Origin of the sequence: Paenibacillus sp. FSL P4-0176 (assembly GCF_037975265.1) — a bacterium.
GTDB lineage: Bacteria > Bacillota > Bacilli > Paenibacillales > Paenibacillaceae > Paenibacillus > Paenibacillus amylolyticus.
In genome coordinates this window covers 4,447,132-4,463,629 of record NZ_CP150242.1, presented here as the reverse complement: position 1 = coordinate 4,463,629, position 16,498 = coordinate 4,447,132, and the positions used below count along the sequence as shown (strand labels likewise).

Below are 16,498 nucleotides of genomic sequence, written 5' to 3'. Positions count from 1 at the left end.
TTTCCGTAAAATGACATATAAAAAATGAATTCTGCGAATGCAGCGCCAAAGTTTGCAAATTAACGACAGAACATTTATGTTATTTAGGAATAGCATCATCAGGGCGTGTCTGAAAACTCCGAAGTAATCGGATTTTCAGACACGCCTTAATGTAAAGTCATTATAAATTATAAAATTATAAAGCACCCGAACTGGTGTACATGAGTGGAGATGTGATGATGAAAAAGAAAAAAAGCCTGGATTCAGCACCCTGGATCTGGAGAACTGTCAGTACAGTATCCATCTTGGCAACTTTGTTGTTGTTATTTGGATTTGGTTACGCCATAAAAGACGTGATTTTCCCCGAGGGAGATTCGGCATTAACTACAGGCCAGGAGGCAACTGCTCCATCTAAGGATATCGAGGGGGAACCGGCTGTCGTGGAAGATGGCAAGATTCGGATGGCCGTCATCGGTGATTCTCTGGCAAGAGGCACGGGCGATGATGAAGGACTCGGTTTTGTGAGACGTGCAGGGAATCTGCTTAAAGATAAAGGATATGACGTTCAGGTTCTTAATAATCTGGGTGTAAACGGTTTGAGAACAGATGCTTTATTGGGAAAACTCGATGAGCAAGGCGTACGTTACGTCTTACAACAATCCAATTTTATCTTGCTCTCGATCGGCGCAAATGATTTGTTCCAGGGAGGACAAGTTCTACAGGGGGAAGATCCGCCAACAGCAGAGCAGCTGGCAGCGGCTTTGCCGGAAACGTCGAAGCGCCTTCAAGAGATATTGAAGAAAGTCAAAGAAATTAATCCCGATGCGCAGATTGCGTACATAGGGTTGTACAATCCATTTGGCGATGTGAAGGAACTGGAGAAGCCAGGTAATGCAGTGGTGGCTGCATGGAACGATGCTGCACTGGCTATTTTGAACAATGAGGACAAGATGACACTGGTCCCTACATTCGATTTGTTTGAAAATCATCTGGGGGAGTATCTCTCGTCAGATCATTTCCATCCCAACGGACAAGGTTATGAGCAAATTGCAGTTCGGATTGCACAGGAATTCCAGGCAGATACACCGGCAGAAGGGAGCGGAAATTAAATGGCAGAGCAGCAGTATGATTCCGTCCTATCCGTACAGAATCTGAAAAAGCGGATCGGACGCAAATGGATCATTAAGGACGTTACATTTGACGTAAAACCTGGTGAAATCTTCGGATTTCTCGGTCCCAACGGTGCCGGCAAAACAACTACGATACGGATGCTGGTCGATCTGATCAAACCAACAGAAGGAAAAATTAAAGTCTGTGGTTATGATGTGAATCGGGACCCTGAGCGTGCTTTGAAGTATGTAGGCTCCATTGTTGAAAATCCGGAGGTATATACATATCTGACAGGGTGGGAGAACCTGGAGCATTTCGCTCGCATGCAACCAGGTGTGGACAATGAACGAATTCAGGAAGTTGTAGATATTGTGCGTCTGGATCAGCGGATTCACGATAAAGTCAGAACGTACTCATTGGGTATGCGTCAACGGCTCGGTATTGCACAAGCGCTGCTTGGGCGACCGCGTCTGCTTATTCTGGATGAACCGACAAATGGTCTTGATCCAAAAGGGATTAAGGAACTTCGTGTCTTTATTAAGCAACTTGCCAGCGAAGGTATGGCTGTATTTGTCAGCAGTCACTTGTTAAGTGAGATCCAGCTTCTCTGTGACAGAGTAGCCATTATCAGTGCTGGGCGTGTGCTTGCTGTTGGAGGTGTAAGCGAACTGATTGAAGATCATTCGAAGTTGGCTATATGGCATGTTTCACCACTGGAGCAAGGCAAAAAAATGTTGCAGGATGCAGGCATTGCTCTGGTAGGTCGACCTGCGGATGTGATGGATGATACCATTGTTGCGGGCCTTGGTCCCAACGCTGTGGTTGCCGAGATGCACGAAGATCGAATTCCTGATATGGTGCAACAGATGGTTCAAGCTGGTATACAGGTTGAAGGGGTACAGCGGATTCAGCCTACGCTTGAGCAACTATTCTTAAAAATGACAGAAGGTGAATCCATTGAGTAATATCATGCCGCTGATCCGCAATGAAACGATTAAGATGGTGAAGAAAAAACGGCTTTATATTATATTTATTGTACTTGCGGTCCTCGTACCGATGTTTACGTATGCCCAGATGAAATCTGCGGAGAATAATCGCGACAAGTTTGGCGGCGATTGGCGTCTTGAACTGCAACAGGCCATCACAGACAATCAAAATTCGCTCGGTAGCGATCGGGTACCTGAAGAGTACAAAAAATATAGAACCGTATATATCCAGCAGATGCAGTATTATCTTGAGAATGACATCAATCCCAAAGAACCGGGCGGTGTCACCTTTACGCGGGAGTTCATGAACAACGCGGTTGGATTGTTTATTCCACTGTTAATCATGGCTATTGCTTCAGATCTTGTTTCTGGTGAACGTACGACAGGTACGATTAAAATGCTTTTAACGCGTCCGGTTAGACGCTGGAAAGTGCTTTTGAGTAAATTAATTACGCTGATTATGTTTGTTTCGATCATAGTGGTATCAGCCTACATTATATGTTATGTCATATCGGGTGCGGTCTTTGGTTATAAAGGCTTCAACATGCCAATCTTCACAGGATTCAAAGTTGTGGGAACAGATGTCGATATGTCGGCAGTGCATGCTGTAGACCAGTGGCTGTATATGCTTATGCAGGCAGGACTAATCTGGTTTGTGAGTGTAATTGTGGCTATGCTTGCATTTATGGTATCCGTGCTTGTGCGCAGTACTGCTGCAAGTATTGTTATCATGATGGCCGCTTTGATTGCAGGAACAATCTTGACCAGTATGGCAGCGTCCTGGCAGACCGCGAAGTATTTGTTCATGGTTAACCTCGAACTTCCGAATTATTTGTCTGGCGGGTTACCTCCAATCGAGGGTATGAATTTAGGTTTTTCCCTTATTGTGCTTAGTGTTTGGGGCATTGCTTCACTCATTGTGTCATTCCTTGTCTTTACGAAACGGGATATCTTGAATTAAAATGGACAAGGATAAGAAAACATCTGTTTGCATTTTAGGCATTTTTTTAGTTGCAAGTTAAGAAGGGGGAGCATGAATGGTCGAGCAAATCGATATGTCGGCAGGTTCGACAGGCGGAGGACAGGGGTCTTCAGGCTACGACGCGGACGACATTCAAGTACTTGAAGGGTTGGTAGCGGTACGGAAACGGCCGGGGATGTACATCGGCAGCACCAGCACTTCAGGTTTACATCATTTGGTATGGGAAATTGTCGACAACGCTGTCGACGAACATCTCGCCAAATTCTGCTCCAAAATCGATATCACGCTGCATAAGGACGGTTCTATTACGGTTCAGGATAACGGAAGGGGAATTCCGACAGGTATACATAAAACAGGGATTCCTACTCCCCAGGTCGTGTTTACGATTTTGCACGCAGGCGGAAAGTTCGGTGGATCAGGATACAAAAAATCAGGCGGTTTGCACGGTGTAGGTGCGTCAGTTACTAACGCATTGTCCGAGTGGCTTGAAGTCGAGATTTTCCGTGATGGCAAGATTCATCGTCAGCGATTCGAGTATTGGAAGGACAAAAAAGGGATTGAACATGTCGGTGAACCGGTCTCCGGTCTCGAAGTGTTAGGCAATACCAATCGGACAGGTACAAAAGTTACATTTAAACCGGATATTCGGGTGTTCCAGAGCGGTATTCAATTTAATTATGATACATTGGCAGAACGTCTTCAGGAGATTGCTTTTCTGAATTCGGGTCTGAGAATTGTGCTCAAGGATGAACGTTCGGGCAATCAGGATGAATACATGTATGAAGGTGGAGCAAGCCAGTTTGTTGCTTTTCTTAACGAAAATAAAGATGTGCTGCATGATGTTATTCACTTCTATGCGGAGAAGGATGACATTGAAGTCGAAGTGGCAATCCAGTATAACGCGGGTTATACCGAAACGCTGGCTTCGTTCGTGAACTCGATCTCTACTCGGGGTGGCGGTACACATGAGACCGGATTCAGGGCTGCGTATACTCGTGTAATGAATGACTACGCGCGCCGTACCAGCATGATCAAGGAAAAAGATAAAAACCTTGAAGGCAATGATTTGCGTGAAGGTATGATGGCCGTCATCAGTGTCAAGATGTCAGAGGTTGAGTTCGTAGGTCAGACCAAGGATCAGCTCGGCAGCGCTTCCGCTCGAAGTGCAGTGGATTCGGTCGTGTCCGAGAATATTCAACGGTTCCTGGAAGAAAACCCGCAGGTAGCGCAAACGTTAATTCGCAAAGCGGTCCAAGCCTCCAGAGCCAGAGAAGCAGCACGCAAAGCACGTGATGATATGCGCACAGGCAAGAAACGTAGCGAAAGTTCCAACCTGAACGGCAAACTAACGCCGGCGCAATCAAAGGATTTTACCCGAAATGAGTTATTTATTGTCGAAGGGGATTCCGCAGGTGGTTCTGCCAAACAGGGACGTGACTCGAAGATTCAGGCTATTCTGCCGCTCAAGGGAAAACCGCTCAATCCGGAAAAATCAAAGCTGGCCGACATTCTCAAAAATGAAGAATACCGCGCCATTACAGCGGCGATCGGGGCGGGCATAGGAACCGAATTTGCAGTTGAAGACAGCAATTATTCCAAAATTATCATTATGACCGATGCGGATACGGACGGCGCACATATTCAGGTGTTGCTGTTGACCTTCTTTTATCGTTATATGAAGCCTTTAATTGATGCAGGCAAAGTATATATTGCTCAGCCGCCATTGTACAAACTTACTCGTAAGTCTGGTAAGCTTGCGAGTGTTCGATATGCATGGACGGATGAAGAACTGGCTAATTATATGAAGGAATTCGGTAATAATGTTGAGCTTCAACGTTATAAAGGTCTTGGTGAGATGAATCCGGATCAACTGTGGGAGACAACAATGAATCCGGAAACTCGTGCGATGCTGAAGGTACAGATTGTTGATGCAGCAAAAGCAGAACGTCGTGTATCTACGCTCATGGGTGATAAGGTTGATCCGCGGAAACGCTGGATTGTAGAGAACGTCGACTTTACAGAGTACGAAGAATAGAAGGTGCTTGGAATGAGTCCATCAGAACAATTTATGCCGGCCTTTCTCGAAGAGGTCGTTGGGGACCGTTTCGGTCGCTACTCCAAATATATTATTCAGGATCGAGCCATTCCGGATGTCCGGGATGGGTTGAAGCCAGTACAACGGCGTATTTTATACGCCATGTACGATTCAGGTAATACGCCTGACAAGACTTACCGCAAATCTGCCAAAACCGTTGGGGACGTAATGGGTAATTATCATCCACATGGTGACTCATCCATCTATGAGGGCATGGTGCGGATGGCTCAGCCATGGAAAATGGGCCATATGCTCGTGGACGGTCATGGTAACTGGGGATCACAGGATGATGACCCGGCAGCGGCGATGCGGTATACGGAGGCCCGTTTGTCGCCCATCGCGATGGAGATGCTTCGCGATATCGAGAAACGGACGGTTCTGTTTAAGGATAATTTTGATAATACGGCCAAAGAACCGGTTGTATTGCCATCCCGTTATCCGAACTTGCTGGTTAATGGTGTCAGCGGTATTTCCTCCGGATTTGCAACGGAGATTCCTCCACACAATTTGCGTGAAGTCATTGATGCTTCGATCGCTGTGATGGAGAAACCGTCGATTGAGCTGGACGAAATCATGATGTTTATGAAGGGTCCTGACTTTCCAACAGGCGGATTGATTATGGGCGGTGACGGCATTCTGGATGCCTATCGCACAGGTAAGGGACGGATCTATATCCGGTCCAAAACCGAGATTGAAAACATGCGCGGTGGCAAACAGCAGATCGTCATTACCGAAATTCCGTATCAGGTCGTGAAATCTCGTCTGGTTACAGCGATGGAGAACATCCGACTTGAGAAGAAGGTTGAAGGTATTGCCGAAGTGCGTGATGAGAGCGGACGTGAAGGTCTGCGAATCGTGGTTGAGTTGAAAAAAGAAGCGGACGCACAAGGTATTTTGGCTTATTTGCTGAAGAAAACCGACCTGCAGGTCACCTATAATTTCAATATGGTTGCGATTGTGAATAAAGCACCTCATCAATTAGGATTGAAATCGATTCTCGAGGCTTACATTGCCCATCAGCGGGAGGTTGTAACATTCCGTACCCGGTTTGAGCTGGAGAAGGCGCAAGACCGTGCGCATGTGCTCGAGGGCTTGGTAAAAGCACTTAACATCCTTGATGAGGTCATTGCGGCCATCAAAGCGTCGAAGAACCGTCAAGATGCCCAAAACAACCTGATGTGGATGTTTGGATTCACGGAACGCCAAGCAGATTCCATCCTTACGTTGCAATTGTACCGTTTGACGAATCTGGAGATCAATTCTCTGGAGAAAGAACTCGGTGAACTGATGAAAAAGATTGCACAATTACAATCCATTCTGGATAGTGACCGCAAGCTCATCGGAGTCATCCGCAAGGAATTGATGGAGATTCGTGAGAAATACGGCATAGACCGTCGTTCTGCGATCCAGGGTGAAGTGGAAGAACTTAAGGTTAATCTCGAAGTACTTGTGAATGCGGAAGATGTATTTGTTACGTTATCCAAAGAGGGATATGTGAAACGTACAGGCATGCAGTCCTTTACACGTTCTGGTGGTGAACGGAGCGGAAGTGGTGTGAAAGACGGCGATTATATCGCTCAGGTTCTGGAAGTAAATACGCTTGAGAACTTGCTTGTCTTTACGAGGAAAGGTCAGTACTTCCTGTTACCTGTTCACCAGGTACCTGAATTCAAGTGGAAAGATCCAGGCACAGCCATTGTGAATGTCATTCCCCTTGCGAAAGATGACCGTATTGCAAGTGTGCTTGCTGTGAAATCCTTTGAAGAGCCAAACCACAGTCTGGTCTTCGTTACGCGAAGAGGACAGGTGAAACGAACGGAGCTGAAGGATTACGTTACCAAACGTTCCGGTGCAGTTGCGGCATGTAAAGTGGGCAAGGACGATGAAGTGTTATCTGTACATCTAAGTACAGGTGGTCAAGATATTATGTTGATTACAAAAGAAGCCATGGCGATTCGTTTCCGAGAGGATGAGGTTAATCCAATGGGACGTGTATCCGGTGGTGTTCGTGGTATTCAGTTAAGAGATACAGATGAAGTTGTATCGGCTCTATGGGTAGAAGGAGATGAAGGTGAAGTTGCCGTGTTGTCCGATCTGGGATATGGTAAACGATCATTACTTCTGGATTACGCTATACAGAGCCGTGGAGGCAAGGGGCTTGCCACATTCGAGTTCAAAGAAGGCAAACGTGTGAAACCGAATGGTAGCCGTATTGTTGGAGCGTTTTATTGCAAAGAGCAACGTAAGATCACTGTAATGACCAAAGAAGGCCAATTGTTCCCGATCTCTTCGGAAGGTGTTCCGATTACAGAGCGCAAACATATTGGCAAGCTGATCGTTCATGTGGACAAACAGGACGAGATCGTTGAACTTCTAAGGGACTTCAATGAGAATCAACCAGCATCATCTTCATAAAAACAAACAAACGAGACTTTTCGCAGAACAGCTAATCCTGTCATGCGAGAAGTCTTTTTTTGTTGTTCGAAGGCGGATTAGAAGAGGGCATTCATGCAAAGTTTAACAACCTTCGTCGATTACGGTCGATCGCTAGGAAATTGAAAAAAGGCAGCAGGAATGCGGCTTTGGAGCGCGAAAACTTAAGCAGGTGAAGTGATAACCGGTTGCAGAGAGGAGCGATGGAAGATGTATAATTCCGATTTTGCCAAGTGCTGGTCCAGGTTGACCAAAGATTATAAATTGCATATGGATCAAGAGCTGGCACCCTCATTAACGGAGGCTCAGCTGGCTGTTCTGGAGGTACTTGAAGACCATCAGAAGATGAAACCTTCGGATCTGATTCCTTATCTGTCAACTACGCCAGCTGCTGTAACCATGCTGCTCGATCGAATGGAGAAGAATGATCTGATTCGCAGGAATCGGGATAATCAGGATCGACGCATTGTGTGGGTATCTCTGTCAGAGAAAGGAAGAATGGAGACAGAGCGGGGAATCACCATCCGGAATGAATTCATGAACTCTGTTCTCAGTAACATTTCGATGCACAATCAACAATTGCTGGTATATCTGTTAGGCAAAATGACAACACCCAAAACCAAAGAGCCTGCCTTATCTACTTCGGTATGATACCATGCTGATTCTTCTGAATAACCATAGGAGTTCCTGCTCGTTTCATGCAGGAGCCCTATGGTTATTTTATTTACAAATTACATATGCTACACACTGTGTCCAGGTTAGTTGGGTAAAGGCATGGCTGTAGCACAGTTAGTATGTCCTAATATTATTTTTGTGAATTCATATGTAAAGAGTTGACTATGTAAATATTTTTGTTATAATAAATAATTGTTCCCCTGATATTTCGTGTACGAAATATTATATTCCAAAAGTAAAAGGGTGAAACAATGACTGATACGTATGAAGTATTCTATATTATTAATTCGTTCCGCCAAGTGAATCAAATGCTTTTTCGAGCATTTTGGAATGAAAACAAGGAGATCGAGCTGACTTCGATCCAGTTTATGGTGTTATCCATCCTGAGGGAGCGTCCTTCCATTGGCATCAATGAAGTGGCTGAGCTATGCCATATGGGCAGTAGTTCCATGAGCGCTGTTGTAGAGCGACTGGTCAAAGGCGAGTATATCGTTCGGACACGTTCGGATGCTGACCGCCGATCCGTTAAGCTTCAGATTACGGATAAAGGGGAACAGGCCCAACAGGAAACGCACCATTTGTGGATGGAAAGAGTGTCACCCATTCTGGATATATCGAAGGAAGACCTTGAGCACCTACTTAGAATTCATAGTCAAATGATTGAAAAGTTAGAAGGAAGAGAGATGAACAACATATGAGTACGACTACTGCTGCAGCTCCATCCTCAGCGATGGACAACATCAAGAAAGGCCCGATTGTAGCGGCATTGTTAATTGGTGCCTTTGTGGCATTCCTGAACCAAACCCTGATGAACGTAGCGCTTCCTAAAATCATGGATGACCTCGGCATCGGGCCAAACAAAGCCCAATGGTTAACTACGGGTTATATGCTTGTGAACGGTGTGCTGATTCCAATTACGGCATATCTGATTGCCAAATTTTCAACGCGTCAAATTTTCATTACAGCCATGACTCTATTTACCATAGGTACATTAGTCTGTGGTCTTAGTCCAACCTTCACCATTCTGATGGTAGGTCGTGTTATTCAAGCGGCAGGTGCAGGTATCCTGATGCCTCTGATGACCGTTGTATTCCTGACCATCTTCCCAATTGAGAAACGCGGTCAGGCCATGGGAACCATGGGGATTGCGATGATTCTGGCTCCTGCGATTGGGCCTACACTTTCAGGTTATGTGGTTGAGCATTATTCCTGGAGATTGTTGTTCTACATCATCTTGCCATTCTCTATTATTGCAACGGCAATTGGTATTGCTTTTGTCAAAAACGTAACACGTCAGTCCAGACCTAAACTGGATTATCCAGGCGTTATTTTATCTACACTTGGTTTTGGTAGTTTGCTCTACGGATTCAGTGATGCGGGTACCGATGGATGGGGCAGTGCAATTGTCATTGGATGTCTCGTCGTAGGTGCGATATCCCTGATTCTGTTCGTTATTCGTCAACTGACAACAGATCATCCGCTCCTTGAGTTCCGTATTTTCAAGTACAACATGTACACATTAACAACGATTATCAATATGCTCGTGACAATGGCGATGTTTGCTGGTATGATCCTGCTCCCTATTTTCCTGCAAAACATTCGTGGATTCTCACCAATTGAATCAGGACTTCTGATGATGCCCGGTGCGATATTGATGGGGATTATGTCTCCAATTACAGGTCGCATATTTGATAAAGTGGGCGCTCGCTGGCTTTCGGTTGCGGGTCTTGCCATTACAGCAATTACAACTTTTGGACTGAGTCGTCTGGCAATCGATACTACCTACGGCTACATGATGTTTATCTACACGGCTCGTATGTTCGGTATGTCGATGCTGATGATGCCAATCCAGACAGCAGGTCTGAATCAACTGCCTCAACGTCTGAACGCGCATGGTACTGCGATGTCCAATACATTGCGTACAGTTGCCGGGGCGATCGGTACAGCCATTCTGGTTACCATCATGAGTAGTAAGCTCAAAACACATCTGGCGGATGCAGTGGCTGCGGGTCAGGTTAATCCAAATGATAAGACCGCAATGTTAGCTGCTACTGCAGATGCAACGATTTACGGTGTTAACTATGCATTCATTGTGGCTACCGGAATGACTGTGGTTGCTTTGATCATGGCGTTCTTTATTCGGAAAACAAAACCAGCTGTTGAGCCTGTTACTGTAGAACAGGAAAAAACGACGGCTACTGCATAACGAATATCAGATAAAACCAAAAAGAGAACTCTAGCAGTCGAAGGGGTAACCCTAACTGCCTGAGTTCTCTTTTTTTTGGTGTGCGCGATAGGAGGAGAGTACTTTTATTATTCGGGCTGGATCGTTGGATCGATAAGAAATACAGGATCGGGCTCATGACCGAACTGTTTGAGATTAATGGTTCCATTTAGTTGAAACTCCACACCTTCGCTAATCAGTTCTGTTTCCTGCATCATGCGCGAGTGTTCGTCCGGTATGGAGATTTCTCCTTTTGCGTTGACGACACGGTGCCAGGGCAGACGTTCCTTGCGGCTCATCGAGTGCAGAATACGTACGACTTGTCTCGCGGCTCTTGGACTTCCGGCATGTGCTGCAATCTGACCGTAAGTCATCACTTTACCTTCGGGAATCGCCGCGATGATCGCAACGACTTGTTTGGTAAACGGGGTCATCATGATGTCTCCTCTCTGTATTTTAGGTATATAGCTGAAAATATGAAAAAACGTGTCGTTCAGATACAGAATCTGAACGACACGTTGTATGGACAGATGTAACCTGATCCTGTGCACTTATAGAGGTTGTTCGATAAAAATGCTTGTAATCCCATCTTATCGGTACTGAAAACCAGTCTTTTTGAACACGTAATTATAGAGATTGTCCAAAAGCTTTTTGGTACACGGCAGCTGGCCATTCTGCCCAGGGGAATTCTCTTGCAGGCAAAGATTGCAGAATAACTTCTTCCTTAGTAACTGGATGAGGAAAAGCAGCAATCGCAGACCATAGAGCAATCTGTTGCCCGGGTTTATTCACGCTTGCGCCGTACTTCTGATCCCCGTACAGAGGGCAGCCGATTTCTTTCATTTGCACCCGAATCTGATGAGATCTGCCGGTATGCAGTTCGATATGGACGAGGCTGTAACGATCTGTCTCGCCGATAACACGGTAATCCAGAACGGCATCCTTACCGCCAGCCGTACCTTTAGGTACAACAGTAACGGTATTTGTACGTGCATCTTTCAGGAGCGTGTGTTTTAACGTTCCCTGCTGTGCAGGCAACTTGCCGTGTACAACAGCCGCATATATTTTACGGAAATGACGTCCCCGCACAGTCTCGGACAATCTCGAAGCTGCTTTAGAAGTCTTGGCAAAAATCATTGCCCCTCCAACAGGACGATCAAGTCGGTGTACTAACCCGAGATAAACATTGCCAGGTTTGTTGTATCGTTCTTTCAGATCCTGCTTCAGCAATGTAAGCAAATCCGGATCACCTGATGAATCTTCCTGGGTAGGTACATTGACCGGCTTCGTAATACCTAACAGATGGTTGTCTTCGAACAGAATCGGAATCGCATCGTGATCATGCCGATGTTCTGACATGATTAAGACTCCCAACGGCCCAGAATACCACAAGGCAGATCAAGACCACTACGTGTAATTGGCAGACCAATTTCACCAGCAGTAATGTCACCACCGTACTGAGCAGACATCGTCATGGTCAACATGTTGCGCAGAACAGTAGAGGAAATGCCCGTAGTGTAGGAGTTAACCAGCATGAATAATGGATTATCCGACAAGATCGTCATACATGACTTCAAGAAAGGATATAGGTTCTCTTCCAGTTTCCATGTCTCTCCATTAGGGCCACGGCCATATGAAGGAGGGTCCATAATAATAGCGTCGTAACGATTTCCGCGACGTTGTTCCCGTTGTACAAATTTGAATACATCATCCGTAATAAAACGAACAGGGCGATCAGCCAGCCCGGATAATTGAACATTTTCCTTAGCCCATTGAACCATGCCTTTAGCTGCATCCACATGCACAACAGAAGCGCCTGCGTAAGCTGCGGCTACCGTTGCTCCGCCTGTATAGGCAAACAGGTTCAAGACAGAAATAGGGCGTCCTGCATTGGAGATTTTATCCATCATCCAGCTCCAGTTAGCGGCTTGTTCAGGGAACAGGCCAGTGTGCTTAAAGCTGGTAGGTTTAATGTGGAATTTCAGGTTTTCGTATCCGATCGTCCAACGCTCGGGAATGGGCTTTTTCATATCCCAGTTACCGCCACCGGAAGAGCTGCGATGATAGTGACCATGCACCTGACGCCATTCATTGGTTTCTTGCTCAAGGGGCCAGATAATCTGTGGATCGGGTCTGCGTAAAATCACATCTCCCCAACGCTCCAGTTTCTCGCCGCCTCCTGTATCGATTACTTCATAGTCCTTCCAATTCTTAGCTACGTACATAATGATTTATCCATCCTTCAAAAGTCATTTGGATACTATTGTACAACAAAAAAGGGCTTGGACGCCAGTTGGGGGACGGGATCATTGGAGGAAGGTACTACATCTGACCTTAAAGGATGAAGTATTTTAGCTGTGTTGAAATCCGAGGTGCGCCATATACTGAAAAACAAAGATAACCAAAAATTTAATTTGACAATGATAATCATTATCACATATGATTTTGTTAATCAAAAATTCATTCTTTCTTCATAGAGAGAATATAACATGATCAAATAAAGTGAGGGAAAAATAGATGGCTAAATTGTTAGTGGCTTATGCGAGCATGACAGGAAATACAGAAGAAATTGCAGAACTGATTGTGGAAGGAATTACACAGGGAGGCCACGAGGCAGACCTGAAATCCGTAACGGATTGTAATGCATCTGATGTATTGGACTATGACGGATTCATGATCGGTGTGTACACCTGGGGAGATGGGGAGTTGCCGGATGAATTCCTTGATTTCTATGAGGAGCTGGATGAGCTTGACCTGAGCGGTAAGAGAGCTGCGGTGTTTGGTAGTGGTGACACCTCATATGAGCAGTTCTGCGGTGCAGTTGATCTTGCGGCTGCCAAGCTGCAAGAGCGTGGGGCGGAGGTATCTCCAGAGATGTTGAAAATTGAATACAGTCCGCTTGAGCAGGAGAAAGAAACATGCCGTGACTTTGGCAAACGCTTCGCTGCTGCCGGATTACAGGTGTCCTAAAGATCATGTTAAGACATAATGTTCAGGCAGCGATGCCAGTCGGAAGGAATGACCTTCCTGGACGTCTGCTTGAAGATTACAGATTGGAAGAAATGCTGCGCAGCCCACACCGATTCATCCGCCCTGAACCAGTGTCTGAGCAGCGTCTTCCACTGCAATGGAGGCACCGTGTACAATATGCGGTGAGCCATGCGGTCAATGCCTTTTACAGTCTCGACCCCGATGTTCGCAAAGAGGTACCCGTACAGTATTTACTTGAGAAGTGGTGGCCCAGAAAGACGGATGGTTTCGAATCTGTTCTCCATTACTGGGATGTGAAGAACAAGATTACGGATGAATTGTCACTCGCCATTGCAATGAACGATGATCTGAAGCATCCAGCCATTCTTTTTGAACAGTGGAGAACGGAGTTACCTTCATTATCCATGCATTTATCGATGATATTTCAGGCGGCCTGGCAACCAGAAGGCTGGGATTCGCTGCTGATTCAGAAATATATGGTTGTCCATGATCCAAACGTAGTTGAGGCATTTCAGCATATGGTCAGTGCATTCTGCTGGGAAGCCTTCGGAAAATTACCGGGTATGATCGAGATATACTGCTTGTTGGAAGGACGCAAAATAAGGTACATCCCTGGACGCCAGTCTCTGATCCGTTCCATGGACTACATTCGCTTGATACGTGACAGCATGCCGCAAGCAGAAGTGGTGGAGTCAGAACAGTTTACGACGCGTGATAAAGCGCGCATCCACGAAGAGGTAGATCGCTGGAGAACGGAAGCCATTGAACCGAAGAAAACATGGTTGATGTGAAGACAATTGAAGGATAACGATATATCATGCAGATAGAGGAGGGGAAGTTGCCATGTCTACCGGTCTAAGTCAAGATATAAGCAGCAGCAAGAGACGTGCAGGAACTTGTGAATTCAGTCCGTTGCCAGTACCCCAGTCGGTTATACGAAAGTTGCTTGATGAAGCAGATCCTTCATTATATGTAATGAGTTCAGAACCTTGGAGGTTTATGTTGTTTGCAGGCGAAGGACGACAGCTTTATCTGGAAGCGGTCAGACAGAGCTATCCACCCCATCTGGCTGATCGCTACGGCGATTGGGCTACATATCAATACACGGAAGCAATTCCAACCCATCTGGTTGTCGTGGCGCCTAGAAATGCCCGTGAGGATGATCTTCTGCCGGCCAAAGCCTGGAGCAAACGCTTTAGTATTCTGGCTGCGGAACAGGGGTTGAATGCGGTCTGGAAGATCAATGATTATCAACAACATCCTGTGTTTATGAATTTGATGGGTTTGACAAGTGAAGAGAAGGTGCTGGGAGTCTTTCATATCGGTTACGGAGACCAGCCTGCATTGCGGGATATGGATGCAAGCAGACCAGCCTCTGAACTGATGACGGTTTATGACCATCTGGTTTAAAAAAATAATTTATTGGTTCTCTTATTTGCTGTTGTTGGATAGAAAATCACGAACGAGCTGACGATTCGTCTGATCTTTGTTGTAGACGGAGAACAACCGATTGGATACCGTAAGGACATTGCCAAAAAAGAATCGTTCGAATTGGGTCTGTCTGCCCCCGAATGAACCAGACCCAAGCTCCCAGATCAGGCGGAACAGAGCGTTGCGTTCGTGAGAAGCCATATCGTTCCCTTTCAGATATATATTCAGTGACGGAGCGATATCGGATTGAAACTCTTCTTCCTGAGGGATCATAATTACCCCGCTCGAACCCAAGAGTTGCAGAATTTCAATCAACTCAGGATAAAGTTTCGGAAAAAGGAGATTGGCTGCCATCAATGGTTTGGGTGCAGGTAATACAAATCCTCGTCCGTCTGGTATTGCACCTGCCTCCGCGGCCAAGGCCAATGCTTTTAACGATTCAAGACCTGCGAACACACGTGCAGATTTCTCTATAACATGTGCTTCCGTATTCAGATCCAGCGTATCCGTGAGAAGCTGGATTGTACCGAGAACAAATTCCGTCTTGGCAATATAACGACACAATACCTGATGACCTGCGTGAATATGAAAGTTACTACCACTGAAGAGACGCGAGGACATTTCCTCACTTCCTGCAAAAAATATTCGTTCATGCGGAACGAGCACCCTGTCAAAGATGACGATATTGTCCATTTCTTCATATCTGGAACTCAGGGGATAATTAGTGTGGGATTCGGCTGCGTAGGTATCCCTGCATACCAGACTGATTCCTGGAAGATCATTGGGGACAGCAAAAGAGAATGCAAATGGATTTTCGTCATCAAATGGGGCGGGTGAAGGTGACGGATAGACAAATATCTCATCCGAAGTGGCAGCTTGTGTAGCCATCATGAATGCACCGCTAATAATGAGACCTTCCTCGGTGCGATCCACGACCTTTGCGGCAATAGCATCTTCAGTAGCATCCAATTGCCCTGAGATTTTGCTGGCATATGGCTGAATGAAGGCATGGGATAACGTGATATCATGATCACGGCAGTACGCATAATAATTTTTGAGATTTTCTGCATATTGGGGAGATAGTTCGTTCAGGAGATCGGCACCTGTGTAAAAGGACATTATGGCTGTATTCATGTAATCGGGTGAGCGACCAAGAAAGCCATGATGCACATTTGCCCAGATATTCATCCCTTCGCGTCGTTTACGGAGGTCGTCGGCACTGGTTGGAGGCAGGAAGGATATCCCCACAGGTTTGCCGTCTGCCGGGGAGGCATACGTCATCGTTTCTGCAAATTTAGAATCCGATTGCAGATCATACATGTGCATCTGAGTCTCCATCAAACCAGCAAATGCTACATGTTCAGAGCGTTTTCCAGTAATAAGGTTACCTTTGTACCAGCAAGGGACGGACTGTGCATCAATTCGTTCGCGATACTGTGTGCCACTTTTAACAGGCATTGTTATTCACCTCTTGGTTCTAATCGTTCATGGGCATACTGACTTCTTACGTAGTGTACGTAGGTCATCTGTCCAATGTGCATTGAAGAGGTGAGAAGGATTTTTACAGAATAGGGCTTGATAATAATTATCAT

The 16,498-nt window shown here is 45.9% G+C and carries 15 protein-coding genes; 11 read left to right on the top strand and 4 right to left on the bottom strand.

Features of this window, described 5'->3' with window-relative positions:
• The first annotated feature begins 215 nt into the window (after nucleotides 1-215).
• From MKY95_RS20475 to MKY95_RS20440, 8 genes are all read left to right on the top strand, one after another.
• On the top strand, nucleotides 216-1,088 hold the full coding sequence (locus MKY95_RS20475; RefSeq protein ID WP_339194190.1) for a GDSL-type esterase/lipase family protein: 873 nt from the start codon (nucleotides 216-218) through the stop codon (nucleotides 1,086-1,088).
• Nucleotides 1,089-2,054: an ABC transporter ATP-binding protein gene (locus MKY95_RS20470; protein ID WP_036613296.1), complete on the top strand. Its 966-nt coding sequence runs from the start codon at nucleotides 1,089-1,091 to the stop codon at nucleotides 2,052-2,054.
• A complete protein-coding gene (locus tag MKY95_RS20465; RefSeq protein WP_036613298.1) occupies nucleotides 2,047-3,036 on the top strand; it encodes an ABC transporter permease in 990 nt (329 codons plus the stop codon). Before MKY95_RS20470 ends, MKY95_RS20465 begins: the two co-directional genes overlap by 8 nt.
• A 76-nt stretch (nucleotides 3,037-3,112) precedes the next feature.
• Nucleotides 3,113-5,092 (top strand): DNA topoisomerase IV subunit B, encoded by a 1,980-nt coding sequence (gene parE, locus MKY95_RS20460; protein ID WP_036613300.1) that lies wholly within the window; start codon nucleotides 3,113-3,115, stop codon nucleotides 5,090-5,092.
• Between the two features lie 12 nt (nucleotides 5,093-5,104).
• Nucleotides 5,105-7,567, top strand: a complete 2,463-nt coding sequence (gene gyrA, locus MKY95_RS20455) for a DNA gyrase subunit A (RefSeq protein WP_076250042.1) — start codon at nucleotides 5,105-5,107, stop codon at nucleotides 7,565-7,567.
• Nucleotides 7,568-7,795: 228 nt separating this feature from the next.
• Complete coding sequence (locus MKY95_RS20450) at nucleotides 7,796-8,236, top strand: MarR family transcriptional regulator (RefSeq protein ID WP_036613306.1); 441 nt, start codon at nucleotides 7,796-7,798, stop codon at nucleotides 8,234-8,236.
• Nucleotides 8,237-8,511: 275 nt separating this feature from the next.
• Nucleotides 8,512-8,958: a MarR family transcriptional regulator gene (locus MKY95_RS20445; RefSeq protein WP_036613308.1), complete on the top strand. Its 447-nt coding sequence runs from the start codon at nucleotides 8,512-8,514 to the stop codon at nucleotides 8,956-8,958.
• A complete protein-coding gene (locus tag MKY95_RS20440) occupies nucleotides 8,955-10,466 on the top strand; it encodes a DHA2 family efflux MFS transporter permease subunit (RefSeq protein WP_339194186.1) in 1,512 nt (503 codons plus the stop codon). The genes MKY95_RS20445 and MKY95_RS20440 overlap by 4 nt, the downstream gene beginning before the upstream one ends.
• Nucleotides 10,467-10,573: 107 nt before the next feature.
• Here MKY95_RS20440 and MKY95_RS20435 read toward each other — a convergent pair whose 3' ends face one another.
• From MKY95_RS20435 to MKY95_RS20425, 3 genes are all read right to left on the bottom strand, one after another.
• Complete coding sequence (locus MKY95_RS20435; protein ID WP_036613313.1) at nucleotides 10,574-10,918, bottom strand: MGMT family protein; 345 nt, start codon at nucleotides 10,916-10,918, stop codon at nucleotides 10,574-10,576.
• 193 nt (nucleotides 10,919-11,111) lie between these two features.
• The gene (locus MKY95_RS20430) at nucleotides 11,112-11,843 is read right to left on the bottom strand and encodes an RNA pseudouridine synthase (protein WP_076250044.1); all 732 of its coding nucleotides are present in this window, start codon (nucleotides 11,841-11,843) and stop codon (nucleotides 11,112-11,114) included.
• Between the two features lie 2 nt (nucleotides 11,844-11,845).
• Nucleotides 11,846-12,709: a class I SAM-dependent methyltransferase gene (locus tag MKY95_RS20425; protein WP_017687801.1), complete on the bottom strand. Its 864-nt coding sequence runs from the start codon at nucleotides 12,707-12,709 to the stop codon at nucleotides 11,846-11,848.
• Between the two features lie 292 nt (nucleotides 12,710-13,001).
• Here MKY95_RS20425 and MKY95_RS20420 point away from each other — a divergent pair, with 292 nt between their 5' ends.
• From MKY95_RS20420 to MKY95_RS20410, 3 genes are read left to right on the top strand one after another with little or no spacing between them, the layout of a single operon-like run.
• Entirely contained in the window at nucleotides 13,002-13,454 is a 453-nt protein-coding gene (locus tag MKY95_RS20420; RefSeq protein WP_017687802.1) for a flavodoxin, read from the top strand.
• A 5-nt stretch (nucleotides 13,455-13,459) separates the two neighbouring features.
• Entirely contained in the window at nucleotides 13,460-14,266 is an 807-nt protein-coding gene (locus tag MKY95_RS20415; protein ID WP_076250045.1) for a hypothetical protein, read from the top strand.
• Nucleotides 14,267-14,318: 52 nt separating this feature from the next.
• Nucleotides 14,319-14,885 carry a nitroreductase family protein gene (locus tag MKY95_RS20410; protein WP_074095588.1) on the top strand — a complete coding sequence of 189 codons (567 nt, stop codon included), beginning with the start codon at nucleotides 14,319-14,321 and terminating at the stop codon, nucleotides 14,883-14,885.
• Nucleotides 14,886-14,906: 21 nt separating this feature from the next.
• On the opposite strand, the gene MKY95_RS20405 is transcribed toward MKY95_RS20410, so the two are convergent.
• Nucleotides 14,907-16,364 carry a 4-hydroxyphenylacetate 3-hydroxylase N-terminal domain-containing protein gene (locus MKY95_RS20405; protein WP_076250046.1) on the bottom strand — a complete coding sequence of 486 codons (1,458 nt, stop codon included), beginning with the start codon at nucleotides 16,362-16,364 and terminating at the stop codon, nucleotides 14,907-14,909.
• Nucleotides 16,365-16,498 lie beyond the last annotated feature (134 nt).

Coding starts and splice junctions, on each gene's coding strand:
- gyrA (WP_076250042.1), top strand. CDS start 5,105: ATGAGTCCATCAGAACAATTTATGCCGGCCTTTCTCGAAGAGGTCGTT.
- MKY95_RS20445 (WP_036613308.1), top strand. CDS start 8,512: ATGACTGATACGTATGAAGTATTCTATATTATTAATTCGTTCCGCCAA.
- MKY95_RS20420 (WP_017687802.1), top strand. CDS start 13,002: ATGGCTAAATTGTTAGTGGCTTATGCGAGCATGACAGGAAATACAGAA.
- MKY95_RS20450 (WP_036613306.1), top strand. CDS start 7,796: ATGTATAATTCCGATTTTGCCAAGTGCTGGTCCAGGTTGACCAAAGAT.
- MKY95_RS20470 (WP_036613296.1), top strand. CDS start 1,089: ATGGCAGAGCAGCAGTATGATTCCGTCCTATCCGTACAGAATCTGAAA.
- MKY95_RS20410 (WP_074095588.1), top strand. CDS start 14,319: ATGTCTACCGGTCTAAGTCAAGATATAAGCAGCAGCAAGAGACGTGCA.
- MKY95_RS20430 (WP_076250044.1), bottom strand. CDS start 11,843: ATGTCAGAACATCGGCATGATCACGATGCGATTCCGATTCTGTTCGAA.
- MKY95_RS20440 (WP_339194186.1), top strand. CDS start 8,955: ATGAGTACGACTACTGCTGCAGCTCCATCCTCAGCGATGGACAACATC.
- MKY95_RS20475 (WP_339194190.1), top strand. CDS start 216: ATGATGAAAAAGAAAAAAAGCCTGGATTCAGCACCCTGGATCTGGAGA.
- MKY95_RS20405 (WP_076250046.1), bottom strand. CDS start 16,364: ATGCCTGTTAAAAGTGGCACACAGTATCGCGAACGAATTGATGCACAG.
- MKY95_RS20425 (WP_017687801.1), bottom strand. CDS start 12,709: ATGTACGTAGCTAAGAATTGGAAGGACTATGAAGTAATCGATACAGGA.
- MKY95_RS20415 (WP_076250045.1), top strand. CDS start 13,460: ATGTTAAGACATAATGTTCAGGCAGCGATGCCAGTCGGAAGGAATGAC.
- MKY95_RS20435 (WP_036613313.1), bottom strand. CDS start 10,918: ATGACCCCGTTTACCAAACAAGTCGTTGCGATCATCGCGGCGATTCCC.
- parE (WP_036613300.1), top strand. CDS start 3,113: ATGGTCGAGCAAATCGATATGTCGGCAGGTTCGACAGGCGGAGGACAG.